The sequence below is a fragment of the Xylanibacter ruminicola 23 genome (assembly GCF_000025925.1).
Classification (GTDB): domain Bacteria; phylum Bacteroidota; class Bacteroidia; order Bacteroidales; family Bacteroidaceae; genus Prevotella; species Prevotella ruminicola.
Window position 1 is genome coordinate 865,657 of sequence record NC_014033.1, and the last position, 25,194, is coordinate 890,850.

General features: G+C 48.7%; 26 protein-coding genes. 22 read left to right on the forward strand and 4 right to left on the reverse strand.

Annotated features, from left to right (window positions below):
• Positions 1-14 precede the first annotated feature (14 nt).
• On the forward strand, positions 15-1,076 hold the full coding sequence (gene leuB, locus PRU_RS03735; protein WP_013065727.1) for a 3-isopropylmalate dehydrogenase: 1,062 nt from the start codon (positions 15-17) through the stop codon (positions 1,074-1,076).
• The gene (locus PRU_RS03740) at positions 1,069-1,737 is read left to right on the forward strand and encodes a tetratricopeptide repeat protein (protein WP_041385635.1); all 669 of its coding nucleotides are present in this window, start codon (positions 1,069-1,071) and stop codon (positions 1,735-1,737) included. Before leuB ends, PRU_RS03740 begins: the two co-directional genes overlap by 8 nt.
• A gap of 55 nt (positions 1,738-1,792) precedes the next feature.
• Here the strand turns inward: PRU_RS03740 and PRU_RS03745 are convergent, their stop codons facing one another.
• The 3 genes from PRU_RS03745 to PRU_RS03755 all read right to left on the reverse strand — a co-directional run bounded on the left by PRU_RS03745 (position 1,793) and on the right by PRU_RS03755 (position 6,191).
• The gene (locus PRU_RS03745) at positions 1,793-3,379 is read right to left on the reverse strand and encodes a mannitol dehydrogenase family protein (RefSeq protein WP_013064486.1); all 1,587 of its coding nucleotides are present in this window, start codon (positions 3,377-3,379) and stop codon (positions 1,793-1,795) included.
• Between the two features lie 9 nt (positions 3,380-3,388).
• Positions 3,389-4,642: a mannonate dehydratase gene (gene uxuA, locus PRU_RS03750; protein WP_013064172.1), complete on the reverse strand. Its 1,254-nt coding sequence runs from the start codon at positions 4,640-4,642 to the stop codon at positions 3,389-3,391.
• 82 nt (positions 4,643-4,724) lie between these two features.
• On the reverse strand, positions 4,725-6,191 hold the full coding sequence (locus PRU_RS03755) for a glycoside hydrolase family 10 protein (RefSeq protein WP_013063281.1): 1,467 nt from the start codon (positions 6,189-6,191) through the stop codon (positions 4,725-4,727).
• 109 nt (positions 6,192-6,300) lie between these two features.
• Here PRU_RS03755 and PRU_RS03760 point away from each other — a divergent pair, with 109 nt between their 5' ends.
• The 6 genes from PRU_RS03760 to PRU_RS03785 all read left to right on the forward strand — a co-directional run bounded on the left by PRU_RS03760 (position 6,301) and on the right by PRU_RS03785 (position 12,168).
• Positions 6,301-7,761 (forward strand): carbon starvation CstA family protein, encoded by a 1,461-nt coding sequence (locus PRU_RS03760; RefSeq protein ID WP_013063346.1) that lies wholly within the window; start codon positions 6,301-6,303, stop codon positions 7,759-7,761.
• A gap of 5 nt (positions 7,762-7,766) precedes the next feature.
• On the forward strand, positions 7,767-8,264 hold the full coding sequence (locus tag PRU_RS03765) for a hypothetical protein (protein ID WP_143040076.1): 498 nt from the start codon (positions 7,767-7,769) through the stop codon (positions 8,262-8,264).
• Positions 8,265-8,309: 45 nt separating this feature from the next.
• Positions 8,310-9,161: a carboxylating nicotinate-nucleotide diphosphorylase gene (gene nadC, locus PRU_RS03770; protein ID WP_013064555.1), complete on the forward strand. Its 852-nt coding sequence runs from the start codon at positions 8,310-8,312 to the stop codon at positions 9,159-9,161.
• Between the two features lie 16 nt (positions 9,162-9,177).
• Positions 9,178-10,902 carry a dipeptidase gene (locus PRU_RS03775; protein WP_013065181.1) on the forward strand — a complete coding sequence of 575 codons (1,725 nt, stop codon included), beginning with the start codon at positions 9,178-9,180 and terminating at the stop codon, positions 10,900-10,902.
• Positions 10,899-11,543 (forward strand): HAD family hydrolase, encoded by a 645-nt coding sequence (locus PRU_RS03780; protein WP_013063292.1) that lies wholly within the window; start codon positions 10,899-10,901, stop codon positions 11,541-11,543. The genes PRU_RS03775 and PRU_RS03780 overlap by 4 nt, the downstream gene beginning before the upstream one ends.
• A 115-nt stretch (positions 11,544-11,658) precedes the next feature.
• Positions 11,659-12,168 (forward strand): lipocalin-like domain-containing protein, encoded by a 510-nt coding sequence (locus PRU_RS03785; RefSeq protein WP_013063898.1) that lies wholly within the window; start codon positions 11,659-11,661, stop codon positions 12,166-12,168.
• An 86-nt stretch (positions 12,169-12,254) separates the two neighbouring features.
• On the opposite strand, the gene PRU_RS03790 is transcribed toward PRU_RS03785, so the two are convergent.
• On the reverse strand, positions 12,255-13,691 hold the full coding sequence (locus PRU_RS03790; protein WP_080517161.1) for a DUF1254 domain-containing protein: 1,437 nt from the start codon (positions 13,689-13,691) through the stop codon (positions 12,255-12,257).
• Between the two features lie 216 nt (positions 13,692-13,907).
• Between PRU_RS03790 and map the strand changes: the two genes are divergently transcribed.
• From map to PRU_RS03855, 14 genes are all read left to right on the forward strand, one after another.
• Positions 13,908-14,774: a type I methionyl aminopeptidase gene (map, locus tag PRU_RS03795; protein ID WP_041385636.1), complete on the forward strand. Its 867-nt coding sequence runs from the start codon at positions 13,908-13,910 to the stop codon at positions 14,772-14,774.
• Between the two features lies 1 nt (position 14,775).
• Positions 14,776-15,801, forward strand: a complete 1,026-nt coding sequence (tsaD, locus tag PRU_RS03800; RefSeq protein WP_013064232.1) for a tRNA (adenosine(37)-N6)-threonylcarbamoyltransferase complex transferase subunit TsaD — start codon at positions 14,776-14,778, stop codon at positions 15,799-15,801.
• Positions 15,802-15,903: 102 nt separating this feature from the next.
• Positions 15,904-16,419, forward strand: a complete 516-nt coding sequence (locus PRU_RS03805) for a CinA family protein (RefSeq protein ID WP_013063611.1) — start codon at positions 15,904-15,906, stop codon at positions 16,417-16,419.
• 119 nt (positions 16,420-16,538) lie between these two features.
• Positions 16,539-16,802 carry a 50S ribosomal protein L28 gene (gene rpmB / locus PRU_RS03810; RefSeq protein WP_013063140.1) on the forward strand — a complete coding sequence of 88 codons (264 nt, stop codon included), beginning with the start codon at positions 16,539-16,541 and terminating at the stop codon, positions 16,800-16,802.
• A gap of 4 nt (positions 16,803-16,806) precedes the next feature.
• A complete protein-coding gene (rpmG, locus tag PRU_RS03815; RefSeq protein ID WP_013065340.1) occupies positions 16,807-16,998 on the forward strand; it encodes a 50S ribosomal protein L33 in 192 nt (63 codons plus the stop codon).
• Between the two features lie 12 nt (positions 16,999-17,010).
• Positions 17,011-17,169 carry a DUF4295 domain-containing protein gene (locus PRU_RS15560; protein WP_006950479.1) on the forward strand — a complete coding sequence of 53 codons (159 nt, stop codon included), beginning with the start codon at positions 17,011-17,013 and terminating at the stop codon, positions 17,167-17,169.
• A gap of 105 nt (positions 17,170-17,274) precedes the next feature.
• On the forward strand, positions 17,275-18,228 hold the full coding sequence (gene ftsY, locus PRU_RS03820; RefSeq protein ID WP_013064234.1) for a signal recognition particle-docking protein FtsY: 954 nt from the start codon (positions 17,275-17,277) through the stop codon (positions 18,226-18,228).
• Positions 18,221-19,534, forward strand: coding sequence for a 30S ribosomal protein S12 methylthiotransferase RimO (gene rimO / locus PRU_RS03825; protein ID WP_013065118.1), 1,314 nt, complete (start codon positions 18,221-18,223; stop codon positions 19,532-19,534). Before ftsY ends, rimO begins: the two co-directional genes overlap by 8 nt.
• Positions 19,524-19,811 carry an HU family DNA-binding protein gene (locus PRU_RS03830; RefSeq protein ID WP_013064518.1) on the forward strand — a complete coding sequence of 96 codons (288 nt, stop codon included), beginning with the start codon at positions 19,524-19,526 and terminating at the stop codon, positions 19,809-19,811. Before rimO ends, PRU_RS03830 begins: the two co-directional genes overlap by 11 nt.
• A complete protein-coding gene (locus PRU_RS15215) occupies positions 19,811-21,229 on the forward strand; it encodes an HU family DNA-binding protein (RefSeq protein WP_013063925.1) in 1,419 nt (472 codons plus the stop codon). Before PRU_RS03830 ends, PRU_RS15215 begins: the two co-directional genes overlap by 1 nt.
• Positions 21,195-22,076 carry a LysM peptidoglycan-binding domain-containing protein gene (locus PRU_RS03840; protein ID WP_041385637.1) on the forward strand — a complete coding sequence of 294 codons (882 nt, stop codon included), beginning with the start codon at positions 21,195-21,197 and terminating at the stop codon, positions 22,074-22,076. The genes PRU_RS15215 and PRU_RS03840 overlap by 35 nt, the downstream gene beginning before the upstream one ends.
• A gap of 144 nt (positions 22,077-22,220) precedes the next feature.
• The gene (locus PRU_RS03845; protein ID WP_013065531.1) at positions 22,221-23,216 is read left to right on the forward strand and encodes an AAA family ATPase; all 996 of its coding nucleotides are present in this window, start codon (positions 22,221-22,223) and stop codon (positions 23,214-23,216) included.
• A 30-nt stretch (positions 23,217-23,246) separates the two neighbouring features.
• Positions 23,247-24,116: a DUF58 domain-containing protein gene (locus PRU_RS03850; RefSeq protein WP_013064920.1), complete on the forward strand. Its 870-nt coding sequence runs from the start codon at positions 23,247-23,249 to the stop codon at positions 24,114-24,116.
• Entirely contained in the window at positions 24,117-25,184 is a 1,068-nt protein-coding gene (locus tag PRU_RS03855) for a BatD family protein (RefSeq protein WP_013063579.1), read from the forward strand. It abuts the gene before it with no gap.
• Positions 25,185-25,194: the final 10 nt, after the last annotated feature.

Genomic DNA, 25,194 nt, shown 5'->3' on the forward strand with positions numbered 1-25,194 from the left:
AACGAAATGGAATTATGAAATTAAAGATTGCTGTATTAGAGGGCGACGGAATAGGCCCAGAGATTATGAAACAAGGTGTGGCTGTGATGGATGCAATTGCCGCTAAGTTCGGTCACGAGTTTGAATATACCCCTGCTATCTGTGGTGCTCATGCCATCGAAGAGGTGGGCGATCCTTACCCCGACAGCACCCACGAGGTATGTATGCAGGCCGACGCTGTGCTGTTTGCTGCTGTTGGCTCGCTGAAGTTCGACAACGATCCTACCGCTAAGATACGTCCTGAGACAGGTTTGCTGGCCATGCGTAAGAAGTTGGGTTTGTTTGCCAACGTGCGCCCTGTGGCTACTTTCGATTGTCTGCTGCACAAGTCGCCATTGAAAGAAGAGCTCCTGAAGGGTGCCGACTTTGTGGTGATTCGCGAGTTGACTGGCGGTATGTATTTCGGTGCCAAGTATCAGGATAACGATCAGGCCTACGATACCAATATCTACACCCGTCCTGAGGTGGAGCGCATCCTGAAAGTGGGCTTCGAGATGGCAATGACCCGTAAGAAGCATCTGACTGTGGTTGATAAGGCTAACGTGCTTGCATCGAGCCGTTTGTGGCGCCAGATAGCCAAGGAGATGGAGTCGCAGTATCCCGAGGTTACTACCGATTACATGTTTATCGATAATGCCTCGATGCGTGTGCTCACAGAGCCCCGTTACTTCGATGTGATTGTTACCGAGAATACCTTTGGTGATATCCTGACCGACGAGACCAGCTGTATTACTGGTTCGATGGGCTTGCAGCCTTCGTCGTCATTAGGCGAGCACACACCGCTGTTCGAGCCCGTTCATGGTTCGTGGCCACAGGCTGCCGGTCAGAATCTGGCTAACCCAATCGCTCAGATTCTCTCAGCAGCCATGCTGCTGGAGCACTTCGGACTGAACGAAGAGGGCGCCCTGATTCGTAAGGCTGTTACCGCCTCGCTCGATGCCAACGTGCGCACCCCTGAGATTCAGGTCGAGGGTGGCGAGAAATACGGCACAACCGAAGTAGGAGAGTGGATTGTAAATTACATTAAGAATGCGTAAAGTTGTAATGATAGCTGCTATGTTTGTGGCGCTGGGCGCAGCTGCCCAGACGCCCAAACAATGGCGCGATTCGGTATCGGTGCTGATAGAGCAGATAAATCTGACCCCCAATAATCTGGAACTGCGCTTGAAAAAGGCTGAGGCTAACATTAATCTGCAGCAGTACGAGTATGCCCGCGATGAATATTCGGCTGTGCTGAAGAAAGACGAGAAAAACCTGGCGGCACTTTACTTCCGTGCGTTCTGTCAGACGCAGCTGCGACAGTATAGCTTTGCCCGTGCCGATTACGAGGCTTTCTTAGCTATCCAGCCCGAACACCTGGAGGCGCGCTTGGGTTTGGCCCACGTGCTGCAGTTGTTGGGACGAAAGACCGATGCTGCCGATGAGCTGAACCGTGCTGTACAGATGTTCCCCGACAGTACGGATGCCTATGCAGCCAGAGCGGCTTTTGAAACACAACAGGAGCAATACGATGCAGCCCTGTACGATTGGGACGAAGCTTTACGATTGGCGCCTAAGAACGCAGAGCTGACAGCATCGAAGGTTGATGTGCTGTTGCGCTTAGGACGTAAGAAAGAAGCTCGCGAGGCATTAGACCAAGCCGTAAAGCAAGGTACCCCGCGTGCTGCTTTACGTGAGTGGTACGATAAGTGCAAATAAAATAATAAAGCCCACCAAATTTGGCGGGCTTCATTATTATTAGGGCCTTTTTATTTTATCTAGCAGAAACGTATTTGTGCAGTGTGGCGCGAACGGCACCATTACCAGCAAACAGTTCCTTAACCATTCCCTCGATCTGCTCGCCCAAACCAGCCTCGTACAGGTCGAGACCAAACACGTCCTTGCGGCTGTAGAGAGTCTTCAGGCAGCTCCAATCCTGATCGGCCTTACCAATCTGCAATGGAGCAACGATAGCCTGCAGTTCATCGAGCATGGGGTCGGGTGAACAATCAAAGGCTGTACCATCATCCTTGATACCCTTCAGGTAGCGGGCGTAACCAGCCAGTGTGAGAGGGATGAGTACCAGATTGCTCTTATCCAAACCGCGAGCTATGTACTTCTTCAGAGTCTCACCAAAGCGGATAGGCAGCTTCTGACTGGTATCCATAGCGATACGCTGTGGGGCATCGGGCATGAATGGGTTTGGCAAACGGCGATTGATAACAGCGCCGATAAACTCGTAGGGGTTCAGCACACCTGGATCAACTACTACTGGCATAGCCTCGATATAACCCAGCTTCTGAACGAATGGGCGCAGGTCCTCGTCGGCCATCTCGGCAGAAATCAGTGTGTAGCCCAGCATGCAGCCATAGATACTCATGGCGGTGTGCAGTGGGTTCAGACAGGTGGTAACCTTCATGGTCTCTACCTTATCAACGGTTTCGCGAGTGGTGTAGAGTGCACCGCCCAGATCCAATGGTGGACGACCGTTGGTGTAGTTATCCTCGATAACGAGATACTGCACCTCCTCGGCATTTACGAATGGAGCGGTGAAGGTGTGCTTCTCGGTCTCGATGTAGTTGTTGTCGTCGAAACCATCAGCAGCCAGCATCTCCTTTACCTTCTCGTGTGGACGAGGGGTAATCTTATCAATCATCGACCAAGGGAAGGTAATCTTCTTCTCATCCTTCAGATAGTCGAGGAAGGCAGCGGGTACCAATCCGTCCTTCACCCAACGCTCGGCATAAGCAAATACACCAGCCTTTACCTTATCGCCGTTGTGCGAGCAGTTGTCCATGCTCTGGACGGTGAGAGGCATCTGTCCGGCGTTGAAACGCTCGAGCAACAGGGCGCAAACCTTACCCATAGCGAATACAGGCTTCAGTCCGCGAGCCAGGTCGGCCTCGTTGTAGGTGTAACCTTTCTCGGTGATGGTGAACGAAATCATCTGCAATGATGGGTTCTTGAAGATCTCAACCAGGCGGTTCCAATCCTCAAACTGTGGGTCGGCCTTCAGGGCTTCGGTTACGCTGGCAATCACCTTCTTCTCGATAGAACCGTCTGAGCAGAGGTTCACACAGAGCGAAAGGTTGTTATAGGGGGCATAAGCCTTATCGATGACCTCGAAGTCGAAAGTCTCGGCTACAATCACACCGCGATCGTACTTACCTGTGTTCAGTGCGTCGTTCAGGATGGCAGCAGGGAAAGCACGGAAGATGTTTCCGCCACCGAAGTGTACCCATGTGGGCTCCTTGGCTGTCTTTTCGCGTACAGCCTTGATATCAAACTTAGGAAGCTGGTAGCCCTTAGCTTCCCACTCTGCGGCATTTAACTGTCCGCTCAGTATATCGTTTAATTTCATAATTATTATTTAATCAAAGAATCCGGGTTGTTTGTATTCGATGCCTAATTCGCGATCAACGGTGGCGAGGATACCCTGTACCTGACCGAGGGCGAACATACGACCCAGGAGGGTGTAACCGGCATTGTGACCGTGACTGCTCTCGTCCATAATACCACCAGGCTCATCGGTAAAGGTCATACCATGATCCACACGCATGGGCAGAGCAGGATTCTCCTTCTCGAAGATACGGCACAGCTCAATCAGATCGGCACGACCGCCCAGGTGAGAGGCCTCAGTAAAGTCGCCATTGGGGAAGATGTGGCACGAACGCAGGTGAACGAAGTGTGTGCGAGAGGCAAACTTCTTAGCCAACTCAACCACATTGTTATAAGCGCCTGCAGAGAGCGAACCAGCACAGAAGGTGAGTCCGTTATGCTTGTTGGGAACAGCATCCAGGAACCACTGGATATCCTCCTCGGTACGAACGATACGTGGCAAGCCCAGAATCTCGATAGGGGGATCGTCGGGGTGAACACACATGTTCATGTTGCACTCCTCGCAAACAGGCATGATAGCCTCGAGGAAGTACTTCATGTTGGCACGCAGCTTAGCCTTGTCGATGCCCTTATACAGGTCGAGGAACTCGCGGAACTTCTGTACAGGAGCCTCGTCGTTCTCGCTGAAGTTACCTGATACAAAGCCCTGAGTCTTAATCACAATATTCTCTACCAGCTTGTGGTCCTTCTCGGGTGTCATGGTCTTAGCCAGCTCGTCGCACTCGGCGATGACGCTGCGGCCCTGGCCCCATCCCTCGGGGAACTGGAACTTCTCCCATTCCTCGCGAGCGCCTGGACGCTTCAGGATATAGATGTCGAAATAAGCAAATTCGGCATAGTTGAAATAGAGGTTAGTGGCACCGTTGGGGTTGTCGTGGAACAAGTCGGTGCGGGCCCAGTCGAGTACGGGCATGAAGTTGTAGCAGATACAGTGGATACCTTCGGCAGCGAGGTTACGCAGACTCTCTTTGTAAACCTCGATCTGGTGATCGCGATCGGGACCGCCGTATTTGATTGTTTCAACAACGGGTAGCGATTCTACTACGCTCCAGCGCATGCCGTAGCTCTCGATGTACTCGCGCAGGTCGCGAATCTTCTCACGAGTCCAAACCTCGCCAAGGGGTACATCGTGCAGGGCGGTAACAATGCCCTCAACACCGATTTGTCTGAGTTGTGCAAGAGTAATCTTATCCTTCTTGCCAAACCATCTCCATGTTCTTTCCATAATTAGTTATTATTTTGATTTGCTATATTTTTTGATGCTGCAAAATTACGCATTTATTGGTAAATGAGGTTGTGTTTTTAGCTCATTTCTTTGTTGATTTGTACTTTTTTAGCTTATTTCCCATGATTAGATCGCGAAAATCGTATGGTTTGCTACCGTTAGGTGCTATAGTAGAGGGGATGCTGGCTGCTTCGCCCTCCATACCGTAGCGGTTCATGGCCGTAACGGCGTAATACAAGGTGCGACCCTTATGGGGTACGGTAATCGATAAATCACGCTGACGGGTAGCAATCAGGTTTTCGGGATTGTTCACATCCACGGGAAGTGTTTCTGAGGCATAGACATTATATAATAGATAGTCGGCACCCGAATAGTCGGTAGCCTTCTGCCACGATATCATATCGTTGATCATACCGCGTTTCATCTGCAAATGGTTAACTGCCGAAGGCGCTTGCTTGCCTGCCCACGTCATAGGTGGAATCAAGGCTGGCACCATATTAAAGTCGCAGGTAAAATCGTAGATACCTTTGGTATTGTCGGTAAAGAACTTACTGCGGAAGAAGGTGTGCCCCAGTCCCAAGTCGCGTAGCACATTCATCTCGCGGGTAATCACATCCAGATTCCAGTTCTTTTCGCGGGGATGCATCATGTAAACAGCCAGGCCTGGAGCTACCATACGTCCGTAGCTATGCTCCAACCAATCTACCGCAAAGGGGAAGAAGTTATTGCCCTGAAAATACATCATCGGGAACAGGGCATCCATCAGTCCGTCGCGCAGCCAACCTTGGGCATCCTGACAGACGGTAGTGTTTGCATTCCAACCCGAGCTTTTGTAACGAGTTAGGTCGTCGTATTTTCCTATAGGCGAGCAAGATAGCTTAATCCATGGTTTTAAACCTTTAACTGCACGATTAATCTTGCGAACGATGTCGGTAATGTACTGTCGACCTTGTGGACGCGACACCTTCAGCTTCCAGGTTTCGGGGTAGCGGATGTAATCCAGATGGATGCCATCTACATCGTAATTGCGGGTAACTTCGGCACAGAACTGGGCCAAATAATCGCCCGTTTGTGGCTTTTCGGGATCCATATATCCCTCGTCGCCAATCTTACGAATCAGCGATGGGTATTTCTGTCGGAGCTGCTTACAGCCTGTACCGTTCCATTTTCCAACGGGGATGGTAACAATCCAAGCGTGGCACTCCATACCGCGACGATGGCACTCGTTAATGCAGAACTGCAGCGGGTCGTAACCAGGCGATTTACCAGGATGACCGGTAATACAACCGTCCCAAGGCTCAGTGGTGGTTGGGAAAATAGTGGTGGCACGTACGCGGGTTTGTATCAGTACGGTATTGATACCAGCCTGCTGCAGTTGGTCGAGAATCGAAATCAACTCGCGCTGCTGGGTAGGTGTAGAGTAGGAGTGAGGCCAGTCGATACCGCCAATGGTGGTTAACCAAACGGCTCTGACTTCATGTTTTGGTGTATTCGCTTTGGTACTTAGCACAAGTGCTAAAAGCACGAAAATATGTATAATTGTCTTCAAAATGATATTTTTTTTGATAATTTTGGTGCAAAGTTACTTTATTTTTTCCATTTCTCAAATAAAAACACTACTTTTGCACAAAAATAATTCAAAAAATAGCTAAAGAAAGATGATTTCATTTGTATTGAGTCTCGTTGCTCTTGTGATAGGCTACTTCTTCTATGGTCGCCTGGTAGAGCGTGTGTTTGGTCCCGACGACCGTGTGACTCCAGCTGTTGCCAAAGCTGATGGCCTAGACTACATCGTACTTCCTTCATGGAAAATCTTCATGATTCAGTTCCTGAATATTGCTGGTACTGGTCCTATCTTTGGTGCTATCATGGGAGCCAAGTTTGGTCCTGTAGCGTATCTGTGGATTGTTTTTGGATGTATTTTCGCCGGTGCCACCCACGATTATCTGTCGGGCATGCTGTCTATGCGTCATGATGGTGCAGGTCTGCCGGAACTCATCGGTCAGTATCTGGGCAAGACCACCAAGAATATCATGCTGGTGTTCACCGTGCTGCTGCTCATTATAGTAGGTGCGGTGTTTGTCTATTCGCCAGCCGAGATTCTGCATTCTATAGGTGGTGACACCCTTATGTGGATTATCATCATTTTCAGCTATTATGTCATTGCCACTATGTTGCCTATTGACAAGATTATCGGAAAGATATATCCGCTCTTCGCCTTCTCGCTGCTGTTTATGGCAGCTGCGCTGATGGTGTGGTTGTTCCTGCACTGGCCCACAGTGCCCGAGCTCTGGAACACCTTCTACAACCTTGGTGCCGCCACCCATCCTGATACCTGGAAGGATAACATCTTCCCAGCTTTGTTTATCACCATTGCCTGTGGTGCTATCTCAGGTTTCCATGCTACACAGAGTCCGCTGATGGCCCGTTGCGTAAAGAGCGAGAAAATGGGTCGCCCCATCTTCTACGGCGCCATGATTACCGAGGGTATCGTGGCACTTATCTGGGCTACAGTAGCATCGTGGTTCTTCTATGGTACCCCCGCTCCAGGCTATACGCTGATTGAGCAGGCTACTGCTGGATTCCATACTTCGGCTCCTGCTGTAGTAAACTTGGTTTGTAACGAGTGGTTGGGTGTTGTTGGTGCTATCCTGGCTATGTTGGGAGTAGTTGCTGCACCTATCACATCGGGTGATACTGCTTTCCGTTCGGCCCGACTGATTGTTGCCGAGTGGTTAAAGATGAATCAGCGCCCCATCCCTAAGCGCTTGCTTATCTGTATCCCCTTGTTTGCCATCTCTATCGCTATGCTGGTTTGGCAGATTGAGAATCCCGATGGTTTCAATACCATCTGGCAGTATTTTGGGTGGAGTAATCAGGCACTCAGCGTGTTCACACTCTGGACCATCACCGTTTATCTGGTTCGCAACAACAAGTGCTTCTGGCTTACGCTGATTCCTGCCTTGTTTATGACTACCGTTTGCTCAACCTACTTCTTTGTGTCGAAGCAGTTCCTGGGTCTTGGCAACGATGGTTATCCTTATGGCGCAGTTTGTCTGGGTGTAGCTATCGTATGGTTTGTATTATGGTATCGAAAGAATAATAACTTAAAACAGTAATGATTATGAAAAAGTTGATGATGGCTGCTATCGGCCTGATGATGGCAATCGGTGCTAACGCACAGTATCTGAACGATTCTCAGAAAGTTTTCTCTCAGGATAAGTGGTATGTAGGCGCTTCGCTCTCAGGTTTGGATCTGAACTATCATAAGGGTAGCGACTGGATTCTGGATGTACACGCTAAGGGTGGTTATCTGATTGCCGACGACTGGATGATTACTGGTTTGGTAGGTTATCAGGCTCAGACCGATTTCCCATCGGTGGTACAGCTGGGTGCCGGACTGCGTTATTACTTTGAGAGTTGCGGTGTGTATGCTGGTGCTACAGCCAAGTATGTACATTGCGACGACTTCAGCGATTTCCGTCCTGAGCTGAGCGTAGGTTACGCTTACTTCCTGACAGGTAAGCTCACTATTGAGCCTGAGGTATATTACGAGCACAGCACCAAGGATTCTGACTACTCAGGATTCGGCGTACGTCTCGGATTCGGAATTTATTTCTAAAATCAAAATAATAGTAAAATAGTTAAAAAGTAAAATTTAAAATTAATGTTAAGTGTTGATGAATTGGTTGACAGACTGATAGATCTGTCGTTTGCCGAAGATATAGGCGATGGCGACCACACTACCTTGTGCTGTATCCCCGAGGATGCAATGGGTAAGAGTCATCTGCTGATTAAGGAAGATGGTATCTTGGCAGGAGTAGAAATTGCAAAAGAAGTGTTCCACCGTTTCGACCCCACCATGCAGGTTGAGGTGCTGATGCAGGATGGAACCCGCGTAAAGAAAGGCGATATCGCCATGATTGTTTCAGGAAAAATCCGTTCGCTGCTTCAGACCGAGCGTCTGATGCTGAATATCATGCAGCGCATGAGTGGTATTGCCACCATGACCGATAAGTATGTGAAGCGTCTGGAGGGTACCAGCACCCGTGTGCTTGATACCCGTAAAACCACACCTGGTATGCGTATGCTCGAGAAGCAGGCCGTAAAGATTGGTGGTGGTTGCAATCACCGTATCGGCTTGTTTGATATGATTCTACTCAAGGATAACCACGTAGATTTTGCCGGTGGTATCACTAACGCTATCGATCGCTGCCATAAGTATCTCGATGAGAAGGGCTTGAACCTGAAGATTGAGATCGAGGTTCGCTCGTTCGATGAGTTGCAGCAGGTACTCGATCACGGAGGTGTGGATCGTATCATGCTCGATAACTTCAGCGTGCCCGATACCAAGAAGGCGGTTGATATTATCAACCATCGTTATGAGACAGAATCGAGCGGCGGTATCACCTTCGATACCATTCGTGATTATGCTGAACAGGGTGTAGATTTCATCAGCGTTGGTGCGCTCACACACTCTGTTAAGGGACTCGACATGAGTTTCAAGGCTTGCGACTAATATTATAATAATGTATATGAAAAGAAAACTGATACTAGCAATTGCGCTGATGGCCGTAATGGGCGCATCGGCATGTACTAACTTTATTGTTGGCAAGAAAGCCAGCGCCGACGGTTCGGTGTTTGTAACTTATAATGCCGACTCGTATGGCGCATTCATGCCCCTCTATCACTATCCCGCAGCCAAGCATCAGCCTGGCGATATGCGTAAGGTGTACGAGTGGGATACAAACAAGTATCTCGGTGAGATAGCTGAGGCTGCCGAGACCTATAATGTGATTGGTAACTCTAACGAGTGGCAGGTAACTATCGGTGAGACTACCTTTGGTGGTCGCCACGAGATGGCCGACTCAACAGGTGTTATCGATTATGGTTCGCTTATCTACATCGCCCTGCAGCGTTCTAAGACTGCTCGCGAGGCCCTGCAGATTATGACTTCGCTCGTTGAGCAGTATGGTTACTACTCTGAGGGTGAGACCTTCTCTGTAGCTGATAAGGACGAGGCTTGGATGCTGGAGATGATGGGCTGCGGTCCTGATCGCACCAAGTCGAAGGAGCGCACCGTTTGGGTAGCTGTACGCATTCCCGATAACGCAGTAGCAGCTCACGCTAACCAGAGTCGTATCACCAAGTTCCTGGATGGTCGCTATGTACAGGTAAAGATGAAGGACCTGTTTGGTAAGAAGTATGCCGTTAACGGTAAGAAGCCTGTTCCCAACCTGATGCTTTGCTCAAGCAATGTGGTAAGCTATGCACGTGCGATGGGCTGGTTTGATGGTAAGGATGCCGACTTCAGCTATAATGCTGCTTACGCTGCTCCCGACTTCTCGGGTCGTCGTTTCTGCGAGGCTCGTGTTTGGAGCTTTTTTAACCGCTTTGCCGACGATTTCTCGGAGTATGTTCCCTATGCAGCCGGTAAGGAGAAGAACGCTAAGGAGATGCCACTTTGGATTATCCCTAACAAGAAGGTAACCATCCAGGATCTGCGCGATGCTATGCGCGATCACTACGAGGGCACACCATTCGCTCTCGATACCAATATCGGTGGCGGTATCTATCAGATGCCTTATCGTCCAACACCTCTTACATTCAAGGTGGGCGAGCAGGATGTATTCAACGAGCGTCCTATCTCAACCCAGCAGACTGCTTGGAGCTTTATCTCACAGATGCGTAGCTGGATGCCTCGCGAGGTTGGTGCTTGCTTCTGGTTTGGTAACGACGATGGTAACATGGTGGCTTACACACCTATGTACTCTTGTATCACACGTCGCCCCAAGTGCTTTACTGAGGAGGGTGCCGATGACGTAACTTTCTCGATGGACAATGCTTTCTGGGTATGCAACTGGGTTAGCAATATGGTTTATCCTCGTTACTCACAGTTGTTCCCAACCCTGCAGGCCGTTCGCGATTCGCTCGACGCTTCGTATGCTCAGCTTCAGCCTGAGATCGAGGCTAAAGCCCTCGCATTGCCTACAGCCGAGGAGCGTGTGAAGTTCCTGACTAATTACAGCTGCAAGAAGGGCGACGAGATGATTGCCCGTTGGCAGAAGCTGGCCTTCTTCCTGATTGTGAAGTTTAACGATATGGCCATTAAACCAACAGATGCCAACGGCACTTTCCTGCGCACACCTTATGGACATGGTGCACGTGCTGAGCGTCCTGGTTATCCTGAGCAGTATGCGCGTGATTTGCTGAAGCAGACAGGCGACAAATATCTTGTACCAGCGGAGGAGAAGAAATGAGCACATTGAAAGCCGCACTCTTCGACCTCGATGGTGTAGTATTCGACACAGAACCCCAGTATTCTATTTTCTGGGGTTCTCAGTGTCGACTCTATCACCCCGAACGTCCAGGTCTGGAACACGAAATTAAAGGTCAGACGCTCACACAGATCTACGATCAGTGGTTCAGTGGTCCGTTGGAGAAAGAGCAGCCTGTAATCACAGATAGACTTAACGAATACGAGAGCCACATGCATTACGATTATATCGAAGGCTTCGAACAGATGATTGCCGATTTGCGCAGTCATGGTGTTAAGACTGCTGTTGTCACCAGCAGCAATCTGCCCAAGATGCAGGCTGTGTATCGTTATCAGCCCGAATTCAAGAACCTGTTCGATGCTATTCTCACCAGCGAGGATTTCGAGCGCAGCAAGCCCGATCCCGATTGTTATCTCAAAGCCGCCACGCGCTTGGGTGCAAGCACCGATGAGTGTATTGTTTTCGAGGATAGCTTTAATGGTCTGCGTTCTGGTCGTGCTGCCAATATGAAGGTAGTGGGACTGGCAACCACCAATTCGGCAGAGTCGATCAGCGAATTGTCCGACATCCAGATATCCGATTATCGGAATATGGACTTTAACCAACTTTCCTCTCTACTTTAGGGAATTCCCCATTGTGGTTTATGGATTTTCCTTTGTAGGAGTAAGCTAAATTATCTAACTTTGCAATATCAAAAATAATCGAATGTCTAACAAAAAAAATAGAAAGGGTACAATTATGAAGAAGCTCTACACAACACTGATGATCGCGATGATGGGATTGATGACACTGTCGTTCACCTCTTGCGAAACCGATGAGGAAATCGCTTACGATCTCGAAGGCACATGGGTTGGCAATATGTCGATTGCCGATGCTTATGGTGAGGCGTATGTTGATTCAGAAATCACATTCCTGCGATACTCAAACTCTTACACTGAGGGTAATGGTCTCTGGGCCGATTATTATGGACCACGTGACTACGAGGTATATCGTTTCGAGTGGTATGTTGATTTTGGTACCATTTATATCCGCTTCGAAGATGGCGCTCGTGTAGAAATCCGTAGCTACTCTTTGAACTCAAATCGATTCCGTGGCCGCTTCTGGGATGGCGACAAGGAAGTAAGCTTCGAGCTGCGTAACTCTACTCGTAAATACGACTACGACTACAACTGGGGTGGCAGTCACTATCGCACCCGCAGTGCAGCCGATGCCAACGAGGCTCGCCCCACACATCCCCGCATCAAGTAAATGCAGTTTTCCCCTAATACTAACCCCGCTTTACTATCATAGTAGAGCGGGGTTAGTGTTTGGGTAAATTTGAGGTATCTGGGATATCAATCTAAGCGGGTGATGATGGGCATGGTCCACTCGTTATGAGCGATACGATCAACAGGGTTGTAGATACGGAAGATGAGATGGAAGTCGTCAGCAGGTGCAGGCAGCCAGTTATCGGGATGGTCTGTATCCGGTTCGTGCGAAACATAAATGTCGAGTGAACCATCATCATTGCGCTTCCAGTTGTCGCGGTCTGTGATATTATAGCGATTCTGCTCGTTGTCGTAGAGGAAGTTGTCTTCGCCATAGAGGGTCACACTCCAGAAACCGTAAGGCTTTGTTTCTGGCCAGTTGTCAGAAGTTATATGCAGACGATAGCGATGGTTGCCATTAAGGTGCTGTCCGTCGGCATCAACGTTGGCGCGTGGATAAACGGCTACGCTTACAGGATTGGCTGCGAGGGCTGCCACAGCAATAAGAGCACGATAATAGTATTCGGTACCGAACTCTGCAATAGGTTCGCCATAGAACTGCCAAGAGCCATTGGGCTTAACAAACTGCTGACTGCGTGGCGTTGTGATAGCGATAATATTGGTTACGAGGTTTTTCCACAATGTCTCTGCCTCACTGCCGAAGATAGAAGCGTCGAATTTCAGACCAGGACCTACATTGATACGCTTAAGGTCGGCCAGCCATTCGGCATCTTCTTTTGCTGGTGGATTGGTGAGCATCAGCTCATTGGCGCGAGCAAAGAATTTGTCCATAGGCATCGTCATGATGTAATCCACAGGAGCTTTAAAGTCGTAATCAGGGTTGTAGGTACCCTTACCTGTATATTCTGCGCCGGTAGTCAGGAAGTCGTTCAGCATATAGGTACGCATCTCGTCCTGGATAGCATGTACGTTGGACAGGTCTTCCTTACCCTTACAAACTGTACGCAGCAGCATCCACACATGGTCGGTAGGGCTGGCGATATGTGTCATGTTGGCTGGAACGTCGCCTTTGAATTTGGGGCCTGTAAAACAGTAGTATCCATATTCGCCCTCGATATCGGTGGCTACAGGAGCTGCTATACAGTTGCTCCAGGCATCAAGAATCTGAGCCAGACAGAAACGGTCTGTGTGAGGCAGGCGCAACACGAGTGCATCTCCTGAGAGGTCCATCATCACCTGTGTGTAGTTAGTGTCCACGTTAGGTGTCACCACCTCTTTGGTATTGGCGTTGGCCAGCACGCGGGCGTGAATCAGACGGTTGGGGGGTGCCTGCTGACCAACGGGCTCAACTACGTTAGTCATATGAATATAGGTAGCGTCCATAAGCATCAGCGGCAGTGCATAGACGTAGGCTCGCTCAAGCAAATCGGCCTTCTCGGCATCGGTTAGATTTTTTGACGCATTAGCGGGATTGTCGGAATAGGTATTGCATCCTGTGGCGACAATGGTTGCAAGCAGCATCATGGCTGCTGTAGCAAGGTTGTGAATTAGTTTTGTTTTCATACTGAATAAATTTGATTTATAGTGATATTTTGTTTATGGCGGCAAAGATATGAAAATAAATTGAAAAAACAAAATATATAAAGAAAAAATTAAACATATAAACCACTGGGTGGTAGATGGATGTAACTCGCATAAATAAAGAAAAAAGTATTTTCCTTTGGTTATTCGCATAATTTGCAGTAACTTTGCACCCGATTATATATATAATAAGGTGAAATGAGTGCATTTAAGAAAAAAAGAAGATGGCATTGCTTGCCCGGACAGGAGCCCACAGAGATGGATAAAACCATTATGTATTGGGAGAACAAAGGTAAGCTGGTGCCAACACGTGAACTGATTAAAACCCCTGAACAGATAGAAGGCATCCGTAAGGCGGGTGTAGTGAATACCGCTGTGCTCGACGCAGTGGCCAAGGAGATTAAGGCTGGAATGAACACACTCGAGATCGACCAGATTTGTCGCAAGGTGTGCGAGGATGCTGGTGCTATCCCAGCCTGCTTGAATTACGAAGGATTCCCCATGAGCGTGTGCACCTCGATCAACGAGGTGGTATGTCACGGTATCCCCAAGGAGGAAGATGTGCTCGAAGAGGGCGATATCATCAATGTTGACTTTACTACCATCCTTGATGGCTATTATGCCGACGCCAGTCGTATGTTTATCATCGGCAAGACTACTCCTGAGAAGGAGCAGCTGGTGCGTGTAGCCAAGGAGTGTCTGGAGATTGGAATGGAGGCCGCTAAGCCTTATGGCTTTGTGGGCGATATCGGTCATGCCATCGAGAAGCACTGTAAGAAATACGGCTATGGTATCGTTCGCGATCTGGCCGGACACGGCGTGGGACTGAAATTCCACGAGGAGCCCGATGTAGAGCACTACGGACATTGTGGTACTGGTATGCTGCTGGTTCCTGGTATGGTGTTCACCATCGAGCCTATGATTAACATGGGTACCTGGAAGGTATTCATCGATGCCGACGATCCATACGGATGGGAGGTTATTACCGAAGATGAGCTGCCCAGTGCACAGTGGGAGCATACACTCGTGATGACAGAACATGGTGTAGAGATACTGACGTACTAAGATGAAGGATATATATATATTAGGTATAGAAAGCTCGTGTGATGATACTTCGGCAGCTGTACTGAAGAATGGTATTCTGCTGTCGAACGTTACGGCATCGCAGGCTGTACACGAGGCATACGGTGGCGTAGTGCCCGAATTGGCATCAAGAGCACACCAACAGAATGTGGTGCCTGTAGTTGATCAGGCCATCAAGAAAGCTGGTATTACCAAAGAGGATTTAACAGCGATTGCCTTTACCCGCGGTCCCGGACTGATGGGCTCGTTGCTGGTAGGCGTAAGCTTTGCCAAAGGTTTTGCCCGCTCGTTGGGTATCCCTATGATTGATGTAAACCATCTGCAGGGACACGTGATGGCACATTTTATCAAGGAGAGCGAGGACGATCAGCACCAGCCACCATTGCCATTCCTGTGCCTGTTGGTATCAGGTGGTAACTCGCAGATTGTAAAGGTGAACGCCTATAACGATATGGAGGTGCTTGGACAGACTATCGACGATGCTGCTGGTGAGGCTATCGATAAGTGCTCGAAGGTAATGGGACTGGGTTATCCCGGTGGTCCTATTATCGACCGATTGGCTCGTCAGGGAAATCCTAAGGCCTATCAGTTTGCCGAGCCTAATATCCCTGGTCTCGATTATAGTTTCTCGGGCTTGAAGACCTCGTTCCTGTATTCGATGCAGAAGTGGGTGACCGAGGATTCCGACTTTATCGAGAAGCACAAGGAAGATATCGCTGCCTCGCTGGAGTGGACGATTGTTGATATCCTGATGAAGAAGCTGAAGAAGGCTGTGAAGCAGACAGGTATCAAGCACGTGGCTGTGGCTGGTGGTGTGAGTGCCAATAACGGCTTGCGCAATGCGTTCTACGATGCCGAGAAGCGTTATGGCTGGACGATTTATATCCCCAAGTTCAGTTATACCACCGATAATGCGGCCATGATTGGTATCGTGGGCTATTATAAGTACCAGGATCAGCAGTTCTGCGACATCAGCGCCCCCGCATTCAGTAAAGTAACGTTTAAGTAGTAATAATTAGCAACGGACAACAGGACTAATAAGATTGATTATCACTGGAAAATAAACTTTAAGTCCTGTAGTCCGTTGCAAAAAAAGAAAATTAAACTAAATATGGATTTTGAAAGTAAGATAACAAGTAGAGAGGTAAGTGAAATCCTCTGGGAGACCGAGAAGACAGTAAGTACTGCCGAGAGTTGCACTGGTGGCCGTATAGCTGAGGCTATTATTGCAGTACCTGGCGCATCAAAGTATTTCAAGGGTGGTATTATCTCATATATCAACGAGGTTAAGGAGAATCTGCTGGGTGTTGACCATCAGTTGCTCGAAGAGAAAACCGCTGTGTGTGAGGAGGTTGCGATAGCTATGGTAAAGGGAGCGTGTAAGGCGCTGAATACTGATTATGCAATTGCTGCTACCGGTTTTGCTGGTCCTACCGGCGGTACCAAGGAGATTCCTGTTGGCACCATCTGGTTGGCATGCGGACGTCCCGAAAAAGTGGTAACCATGAAGCTCGAAGAAGACTATGGTCGCGACATCAATCTGGCCATCGCCACCAATCGTGCTATGGAGATGTTTTTGGGCTTTTTGAAGGAGGAAGATGCCCCTAGACCCACGCGAGAAGGTTAAAAATCATTAATTCTTTGAATTTCCGGTCGTGTAATTATCTGAATCTCAATAAAATTGTGTAATTTTGCACGCTGTTTGGAATAAGTAAGTGTAAATCACAAGTAAAAAGGTAGATAGAAATGTCTAAGATTTGTCAAATTACAGGAAAGAAGGCACAGATAGGTTGCAATGTGTCTCACTCAAAGCACCGTACAAAGAGAAGCTTTGACGTTAACCTTTTCAGCAAGAAATTCTACTACGTAGAGGAGGGTTGCTGGATTCAGTTGAAGATTAGCGCTGCTGGTCTTCGTATGATCAATAAAGTAGGTCTGGATGCTGCCTTGAAGCAGGCTGTTGCCAAAGGATTTGTAGACTGGAAGGACATTAAAGTGATAGGAGATTAAAATCATGGCAGGAAAGAAAGCTAAAGGTAATCGCGTTCAGGTTATCCTGGAGTGCACAGAGCACAAGAATAGTGGTATGCCCGGTACTAGCCGTTACGTAACCACCAAGAATCGTAAGAATACGCCAGAGCGTATGGAGCTTATGAAGTATAACCCAATCCTGAAGAAGATGACTCTTCACAAGGAGATTAAATAATACGACTGAAGTATGGCAAAGAAAACCGTCGCTACCCTCCACGAAGGCTCAAAGGATGGTCGCGCTTACACAAAGGTAATCAAGATGGTTAAGAGCCCTAAGACTGGTGCTTACATCTTCGACGAGCAGATGGTTCCCAACGAGGCCGTTAAGGACTTTTTCAAGAACTAATTTACATTTATTATATTGAAATTAGAGGTCGCAAGGAAATTTGCGGCCTCTTTTTTTGGTTGTGTCGTAAATTATGCCTATCTTTGCAATCGAAAATATTGCAATATGGGATTATTTGGATTTTTTAGTAAGGATAAGAAAGAGACACTCGATAAGGGTTTGGAGAAAACCAAAACGAGTGTGTTCGATAAACTGACTCGTGCCGTAGCCGGTAAGTCGAAGGTTGATGATGATGTATTGGATAATCTTGAAGAGGTACTCATCACTAGCGATGTGGGTGTAGATACCACATTGAAGATTATTCAGCGCATCGAGGAGCGTGTGGCTCGCGATAAATATGTCAGCACTTCTGAACTTAACCGCATTCTCCGTGAGGAGATAGCCGAGCTGCTGGCCGAGAATAATTCGGATGATAATGATAATTGGGATTTGCCCGCCGATCATAAGCCCTACGTTATTCTGGTGGTAGGTGTGAACGGCGTTGGTAAAACCACAACCATAGGTAAGCTGGCTTGGCAGTTCAAGCAGGCCGGCAAGAAGGTTTACTTAGGTGCTGCTGATACATTCCGCGCAGCTGCCGTTGAGCAGTTGTGTATCTGGGGCGAGCGTGTAGGTGTGCCTGTTATCAAGCAGCAGATGGGTAGCGATCCCGCCAGTGTGGCATTCGATACCCTGCAGAGTGCCAAGGCTAATGGTGCCGATGTGGTATTGATTGATACCGCAGGCCGTCTGCACAATAAGGTAGGCTTGATGAACGAGCTGAAGAAGATTAAGGATGTGATGAAGAAGGTACTGCCCGAGGCACCCGACGAGGTGATGCTGGTGCTGGATGGCTCTACCGGTCAGAATGCCTTCGAACAGGCTAAGCAGTTTGCTGCTGTTACACAGATTACCTCGCTGGCTATCACCAAGCTTGATGGTACAGCCAAGGGTGGTGTGGTAATTGGTATTTCTGATCAGTTGAAGGTACCTGTAAAATATATCGGACTGGGCGAGGGTATGACCGACCTCCAGCTGTTTAATAAACGTCAGTTTGTAGATTCGCTGTTCAATGAGTAAGACGATAGATATCATTTCACTGGGCTGCTCAAAGAATCTGGTTGATAGCGAGACTCTGATGGGCTTGATGGAGGCCAATGGCTATCAGTGTACACACGATAGCGACGACCCTCAGGGTGAAATCGTAGTGGTAAACACTTGCGGCTTTATCAACGATGCCAAGGAAGAGAGTATCAACACCATCCTGGAGTTTGCTCAGGCCAAGACCGAAGGTCGTATCGAGAAGCTCTTTGTGATGGGCTGTCTCTCTGAGCGCTATCTGGCCGACTTGGAAAAAGAGATTCCCGAGGTTGACGGCTGGTACGGCAAATTTAATTATAAGAAGCTTTTGAAAGACCTGAATGGCGAGGAGTATAACGCTTGCGAAGGTAAGCGCCATATCACTACGCCACGTCATTATGCATATATCAAGATTAGCGAGGGTTGCGATCGCCATTGTGCTTATTGCGCCATTCCGCTGATTACAGGTAAGCATCAGAGTCGCCCCATGCAGGAAATCCTGGATGAGGTGCGTTATCTGGTTAGTCAGGGCACCAAGGAGTTTAATGTCATTGCCCAGGAGCTGACCTATTACGGTGTGGATCTGGATGGCAAGCAGCATATCGCTGAGCTCATCGAGCAGATGGCTGATATCCCTGGTGTAGAATGGATTCGCTTGCATTATGCTTATCCCACACACTTTCCTTGGGATCTGCTGCGCGTGATTCGCGAAAAGCAGAACGTATGTAAGTATCTCGATATCGCACTCCAGCATGTATCAGATAACATGCTGAGCCGTATGCGTCGCCATGTGACTAAGGATGAGACTTATGAGCTGGTTCGTCGTATGCGCGAAGAGGTGCCCGGCATTCATATCCGTACCACCCTGATGGTTGGTTTCCCAGGCGAGACCGACGAGGATTTCGAGGAACTCAAGGCCTTTGTAAAGTGGGCTCGTTTCGAGCGTATGGGTGCTTTCTCATATTCAGAAGAAGAAGGAACCTATTCGGCTGACAACTTCGAGGACGATGTGCCTGAGGATGTAAAGCAGAGCCGATTGGATAAGATTATGCGTATCCAGCAGAATATCAGCGCCGAACTCGAGGCTGAGAAAGTTGGAAAGGTATTCAAGGTGATTATCGACCGACGTGAGGGTGATTATTATATCGGTCGTACCGAGTTCTGTTCGCCAGAAGTTGACCCTGAGGTGCTGATACCAGCAGCTGAGGCAAAACTTACCATCGGCAACTTCTATGATGTATTGATTACAGATTCGGAAGAATTTGATTTATATGGAACCACAATCATTAAAACATATGAACAATAAAGACTTTATCACAGAATTGGCGCAACGCACGGGTTATTCGGCTGATGAAACCCAGCAGTTTGTGAATTGTGTAGTTGAGGCGATGGGCGACCATTTTCAGGACGACGACTCAGTGCTGATTCCTACATTCGGTACATTCGAAGTTAAGAAGAAGATGGAGCGCATCATGGTAAATCCTTCTACAGGACAGCGCATGCTGGTGCCACCAAAACTGGTGCTTACATTTAAGCCAAATGTAAGTTGGAAAGAACGTGTAAAGAATGGAGGAGCTGAGTGATGGGAAAGATTTCGATACAAGAATTAGCCAATGTGCTGGTTGAGCGCAGAAAGATGAACAGACGCGATGCAAGTTTGTTTGTAAGTGCTATGTTCGATATCGTACAGCAGCGACTTGAAACCGATAAGCTGGTTAAAGTCAAAGGTCTGGGTACGTTCAAGATTATTGATGTTGAAGATCGCGAAAGCGTAAACGTAAATACAGGCGAGCGTGTGCTGATCGAGGGTCACGGTAAAATTACCTTTGTGCCCGATGCCCTGCTGAAGGAACTGGTAAACAAGCCATTTGCCCAGTTCGAGACGGTAGTGCTGAACGATGGTGTGGATTTCGACGATGTTGATACCACAACCACCGATGCACCCGAGCCCGAAGTTGATGCTGAGCCCATCGTTGAGCCAGAACCAGAGCCTGTGGTAGAGCCCGAACCCGAACCAATTGTTGAACCAGAGCCAACTCCAGTAGTTGCTCCCGAACCAGAGCCCGCTCCTGTGGTTGAGCCTGAACCAGTTGTAACTCCTGAGCCCGAGTCAGTTGTGGTTCCCGACGATGATCATGCAGCTATGCCATTGGTTGACTTTGGTGGCAACGAGGAGCCCGAACCAATTGTTGCTCCAGAGCCAGTTGTGGTTCCTGAGTCAGAGCCCGTAGCCGAGCCTGTAGAAGAAATGATGTCACTTGATGATGAGTTCGATGACGATATCGATGATGAACTCGAGGAGGAGCTGAAGTTAGGTATGACTATTCGTCCTGAGACAACAGTTCGCCCAAAGGAAGAACCAAAAGTTCTGGAAGATATCGCCGATGAAGATATTCCTGAGTGGGTTATCGAACCTTATGTTGCTTCGCCCGCCGAAGAACCCAAGGCTGAACCCGAGCCCGTTGTAGAACCCGAGCCTGTGGTTGCTCCAGAGCCCGAGCCAATTCCTGAGCCCGAGCCTGTAGTAATACCTGAGCCAGAGCCTGTGGTTGTTCCCGAGCCAGAGCCCTTTGTAGCTCCTGAGCCGGTGGTTGAAACACCACGGCCTGCTGCAAATTCTAATCTGCAGTCGATCCTGAGTTCGTTCCAGACCATCAAGAAACCAGCTCCTGCACCCGAGCCAATCCCTGAGCCCGAGCCAGCTCCAGTAGTAGCACCCGAGCCCGAGCCTGTGGTAATCCCCGAGCCAGCACCTGTTGTTGAGCCCGTTTATAGCCCAGAGCCCGAACCTGTTGTTGCACCAGAACCGGTATACGCTCCCGAGCCTGAACCCGTTTATGCTCCTGAGCCAGAGCCCGTTAAGCCAGTTGTAACACAGCTTTCTGACGAGACAAGAATTACCGAAGAGTCGCTGCGTGATATGCTTGAGGATGATCCCGAGCCCGTAGTGATTCCTGAGCGCACACATGTGGCTGAGCCCCGAACCAATCGTTCAGGGTGAGCCCGCTTCTGTAGTTGAGGAGCACAAGATGACTGCCGACGAAGAGCTTGCTGCAGCTTTTAAGAGAATGGGTGTTACAGACGAGGTTGTTTCTGAGCCTGCACCTAAGAAGGTGGTAGAGGAGGAAGAGCCAGAGAACGAGGAGCCCGAATATGAGTTTGAGACAGCCCGTCCACGCAAGTCGGCTGGTAAATGGGTACTGGCCTTGCTGGCATGTATCATTGGTTTAGGTTGTGGCTATCTGTTGGGTAACCATTATCCATACGCCAACTTCCTGCCTGATGAGAGCAGTGAGACTGTGATCCACGTTCAGAAGGAAACCGCTCCCGAGCCACAGGCTGCTCCTGATATTGAAGCTGTAGTGGACGAGGCCCCAGCTGAGCCGACTGCTAGCGAGGCTGATACCAAAGCTGCTGAAGCAAAGGCTGCCGAGGAAGCTAAGGCTGCAGAGGCTAAAGGCAAAGCAGATGCCGAAGCAAAAGCCAAGGCCGACGCTGAAGCAAAAGCCAAGGCCGACGCTGAAGCAAAAGCCAAAGCTAAGGCAGAGGCAGAAGCCAAGGCAAAGCAAGAGGCCGAGGCCAAAAATTCTATTGCCGATAAGTACAACGCGATGGACGTAAGAGTACGCTTGGGTGCCTATCGTATTGTAGGTACCGACCGCACGGTAAAGGTGAAGGAAGGCGACAATCTTGTAAAGATTTCACGCCGTGTTCTGGGACCCGATATGGAGTGTTATCTCGAGGTATATAACAACATCAAAGCCTCTACACCACTCAAGGTTGGCCAGGAAATTAAAATTCCAAAATTGCAGTTGAAGAAGAAAAAGAAGGCCGCAACAGCCAACTAAATCAGCAAATAATGAAAAAGTTTCTTAAAACTTAGGTTTTGGGAAACTTTTTTAATATTATTTAGACTGATAAAGTGTGGCAAAGTCCTTTAAAAAAAGTATTTTTGCAGTCAAATTTAGAAAACAATTAAAGATATAAATATTATGGCAGAAGCTATTGATATCCGAGAGTTAAATATTCGGATTGAACAACAAAGCGCATTTGTAACAAATCTTGTGAGTGGAATGGACCGCGTAATCGTTGGTCAGAAACATCTAATCGACTCGCTTTTGATAGGTTTGTTGAGTGATGGACATATTTTGCTGGAAGGTGTGCCAGGTTTGGCTAAGACATTGGCCATTAAGACCCTTTCGCAGTTAATCGATTCAGATTACAGCCGTATTCAGTTTACCCCCGACTTGCTCCCTGCTGACGTGATAGGTACTATGATCTACTCGCAGAAGGACGAGAAGTTCCAGGTAAAGCAGGGCCCCGTATTTGCCAACTTCGTGCTGGCCGATGAAATTAACCGTGCCCCAGCAAAGGTGCAGAGTGCACTGCTCGAGGCCATGCAGGAAAAGCAGGTTACTATCGGTAGTCAGACCTTTAAGTTGCCTAACCCATTCCTGGTAATGGCTACTCAGAACCCTATCGAGCAGGAGGGTACCTACCCACTGCCTGAGGCACAGGTCGACCGTTTCATGCTCAAGGTGGTTATCGATTATCCTACACTCGAAGAGGAGAAGAAGATTATCCGCGAGAATATCACAGGCGAGATGCCTACCGTTACCCCTGTAACTACAGCCGAGGAGATTCTGAAGGCTCGCAGCGTGGTTCGCGAGGTTTATATCGACGAGAAGATCGAGCAGTATATTGCTGATATCGTGTTCGCCACCCGTTATCCCGAGCGTTATGGCTTGAAGGATCTCAAGGACATGATTTCGTTTGGTGGTTCGCCTCGTGCCAGCATCAATCTGGCTAAGGCTGCTCGCGCTTATGCTTTCATTAAGCGTCGTGGCTATGTTGTTCCCGAGGATGTTCGTGCTGTGGCTCACGATGTATTGCGCCACCGTATTGGACTTACCTACGAGGCCGAGGCCAGCAATATTACCAGCGAGGAGATTGTTTCAAAGATTATCAATAAGGTTGAAGTGCCTTAATAGTGAATAGTGATTAGTGAATAGAGAATAGTGGAAACTTCTGAAATAATAAAGAAAGTCCGTAAGATCGAGATCAAGACCCGTGGCTTGAGCTCAAACATCTTTGCAGGTCAGTACCACTCTGCCTTTAAGGGTAGGGGTATGGCCTTTAGCGAGGTGCGCGAGTATCAGTTCGGTGATGATGTGCGAGATATCGACTGGAATGTGACTGCTCGTTTCCATCGTCCTTATGTAAAGGTGTTCGAAGAGGAGCGCGAGCTGACGGTGATGCTGTTGATCGACGTCAGCGGTTCGCTTGATTTCGGCACCCAGAAGCAGATGAAGCGCGATATGGTGACCGAGATTGCTGCCACCCTTGCCTTCAGTGCTATTCAGAACAACGATAAGATTGGTGTGATCTTCTTCTCGGATAAGATCGAGAAGTACATCCCGCCCAAGAAAGGCCGCAAGCATATCTTGTACATTATCCGTGAGATGCTCGACTTTAAGCCCGAGTCAACACGTACGGATATCAAGCAGGCCATCGAGTTCTTGTCGAGTGTCCAGAAACGTCGTACCACAGCCTTTATCCTGAGCGACTTCTATGTGCGTAGCAATTTCCAGCAGTCGTTGCAGATTGCCAATCGCAAGCACGATGTGGTAGCCATCCAGGTGTACGACCAGCGTGCACGCGAGTTGCCCGATGTGGGATTGATGAAGGTTGTAGATGCCGAAACTGGCTACGAGCAGTATGTGGATACAAGTTCCAAGAAACTGCGTCAGGCTTACCAGAAGTACTGGTTAACCCGCCAGGCCCAGTTGCAGGAAACTTTTAATAAGAGCAATGTAGACAATGTGAGCATAGCCACTAACGACGACTTTGTGAAATCGTTGCTACTGCTATTTAAACAACGTAGTTAAATGAAACGTATTTTTCTTCTTATATCGCTGATAGCCAATTCGCTGCTGATTTCGGCACAAGTATCTGTCGAGGCTGAGATTGACTCGATTCAGATCTTTGTTGGTCAGCAGACTCACCTGCGACTCACTACCAATGTGCAGCCCAGTCAGAAGGTTGAGTTCCCGCAGTTTCAGCCCACACAGATGATTACACCTGGTGTTGAGGTGCTGAAGTGCGAGGAGCAGAAGCAGGATATCGGTGATGGATTCGAAGCCCGCACGATGGTGTACACACTCACCTCGTTCGACGATACCCTTTATTATCTGCCACCACTTACCGTTAAGGTGGATGGTAAGCAGTATAAGAGTAAGAGTCTGGCCCTGAAGGTGCTCACCATCGATGTGGATACCACCAAGGTCGATCAGTTCTTTGGTCCTAAGGATGTGCAGGACAACCCGTTCCTTTGGAGCGAGTGGAGCTTGCCATTCTGGTTGAGTGTGCTCATGCTGGTACTGTTGGCTTTGTGCTACTATCTGTACTTGCGTTTGCGCGACAACAAGCCCATCATCACTCATATCCGCATTGTTAAGCGCCTGCTGCCACATCAGAAGGCCATGCAGGAGATTGAGCAGATTAAGGCCGATAAGATGGTGGCTTCGGAGAACTCGAAGGAGTACTACACCAAGCTTACCGATACCCTGCGTAAATATATCGAGGAGCGTTACGGATTCAATGCGATGGAGATGACCAGTAGCGAGATTATCGAACGCCTCACCGCCTCGCAGGATCAGAAGGCACTCGACGAGTTGCGCGAGCTGTTTATGACTGCCGACCTGGTTAAGTTCGCCAAGTATTCTACACTTATCAACGAGAACGATAAGAATCTGGTGAGCGCCATCGACTTCATTAATCAGACCAAGCTCGAGAATCAGCCTGTAGAAGAAAAGGTTAAACCACAGCTCTCTGAGGAGGATCAGCGTACACAGAAGTCGCGCCGCCTGCTCAAAACCGTCATCACCCTTATCTCGGTGGTATGCGCCGGTCTGTTCGGCTTTGTGGCTTACACCCTTTATCAGTTATTGAATTAAAACAGAACAA

Bases quoted from the DNA above. Each gene is read 5' to 3' on its own strand.
- PRU_RS03845 (WP_013065531.1), top strand. From the start codon at position 22,221: ATGGCAGAAGCTATTGATATCCGAGAGTTAAATATTCGGATTGAACAA.
- leuB (WP_013065727.1), top strand. From the start codon at position 15: ATGAAATTAAAGATTGCTGTATTAGAGGGCGACGGAATAGGCCCAGAG.
- uxuA (WP_013064172.1), bottom strand. From the start codon at position 4,642: ATGGAAAGAACATGGAGATGGTTTGGCAAGAAGGATAAGATTACTCTT.
- PRU_RS03805 (WP_013063611.1), top strand. From the start codon at position 15,904: ATGGATTTTGAAAGTAAGATAACAAGTAGAGAGGTAAGTGAAATCCTC.
- PRU_RS03790 (WP_080517161.1), bottom strand. From the start codon at position 13,691: ATGAAAACAAAACTAATTCACAACCTTGCTACAGCAGCCATGATGCTG.
- nadC (WP_013064555.1), top strand. From the start codon at position 8,310: ATGTTAAGTGTTGATGAATTGGTTGACAGACTGATAGATCTGTCGTTT.
- rpmG (WP_013065340.1), top strand. From the start codon at position 16,807: ATGGCAGGAAAGAAAGCTAAAGGTAATCGCGTTCAGGTTATCCTGGAG.
- rimO (WP_013065118.1), top strand. From the start codon at position 18,221: ATGAGTAAGACGATAGATATCATTTCACTGGGCTGCTCAAAGAATCTG.
- PRU_RS03740 (WP_041385635.1), top strand. From the start codon at position 1,069: ATGCGTAAAGTTGTAATGATAGCTGCTATGTTTGTGGCGCTGGGCGCA.
- PRU_RS03780 (WP_013063292.1), top strand. From the start codon at position 10,899: ATGAGCACATTGAAAGCCGCACTCTTCGACCTCGATGGTGTAGTATTC.
- map (WP_041385636.1), top strand. From the start codon at position 13,908: ATGAGTGCATTTAAGAAAAAAAGAAGATGGCATTGCTTGCCCGGACAG.
- PRU_RS03785 (WP_013063898.1), top strand. From the start codon at position 11,659: ATGAAGAAGCTCTACACAACACTGATGATCGCGATGATGGGATTGATG.
- PRU_RS03830 (WP_013064518.1), top strand. From the start codon at position 19,524: ATGAACAATAAAGACTTTATCACAGAATTGGCGCAACGCACGGGTTAT.
- PRU_RS03840 (WP_041385637.1), top strand. From the start codon at position 21,195: ATGTGGCTGAGCCCCGAACCAATCGTTCAGGGTGAGCCCGCTTCTGTA.
- PRU_RS03745 (WP_013064486.1), bottom strand. From the start codon at position 3,379: ATGAAATTAAACGATATACTGAGCGGACAGTTAAATGCCGCAGAGTGG.
- PRU_RS15560 (WP_006950479.1), top strand. From the start codon at position 17,011: ATGGCAAAGAAAACCGTCGCTACCCTCCACGAAGGCTCAAAGGATGGT.
- ftsY (WP_013064234.1), top strand. From the start codon at position 17,275: ATGGGATTATTTGGATTTTTTAGTAAGGATAAGAAAGAGACACTCGAT.
- PRU_RS03760 (WP_013063346.1), top strand. From the start codon at position 6,301: ATGATTTCATTTGTATTGAGTCTCGTTGCTCTTGTGATAGGCTACTTC.
- PRU_RS03855 (WP_013063579.1), top strand. From the start codon at position 24,117: ATGAAACGTATTTTTCTTCTTATATCGCTGATAGCCAATTCGCTGCTG.
- rpmB (WP_013063140.1), top strand. From the start codon at position 16,539: ATGTCTAAGATTTGTCAAATTACAGGAAAGAAGGCACAGATAGGTTGC.
- tsaD (WP_013064232.1), top strand. From the start codon at position 14,776: ATGAAGGATATATATATATTAGGTATAGAAAGCTCGTGTGATGATACT.
- PRU_RS03775 (WP_013065181.1), top strand. From the start codon at position 9,178: ATGAAAAGAAAACTGATACTAGCAATTGCGCTGATGGCCGTAATGGGC.
- PRU_RS15215 (WP_013063925.1), top strand. From the start codon at position 19,811: ATGGGAAAGATTTCGATACAAGAATTAGCCAATGTGCTGGTTGAGCGC.
- PRU_RS03765 (WP_143040076.1), top strand. From the start codon at position 7,767: ATGAAAAAGTTGATGATGGCTGCTATCGGCCTGATGATGGCAATCGGT.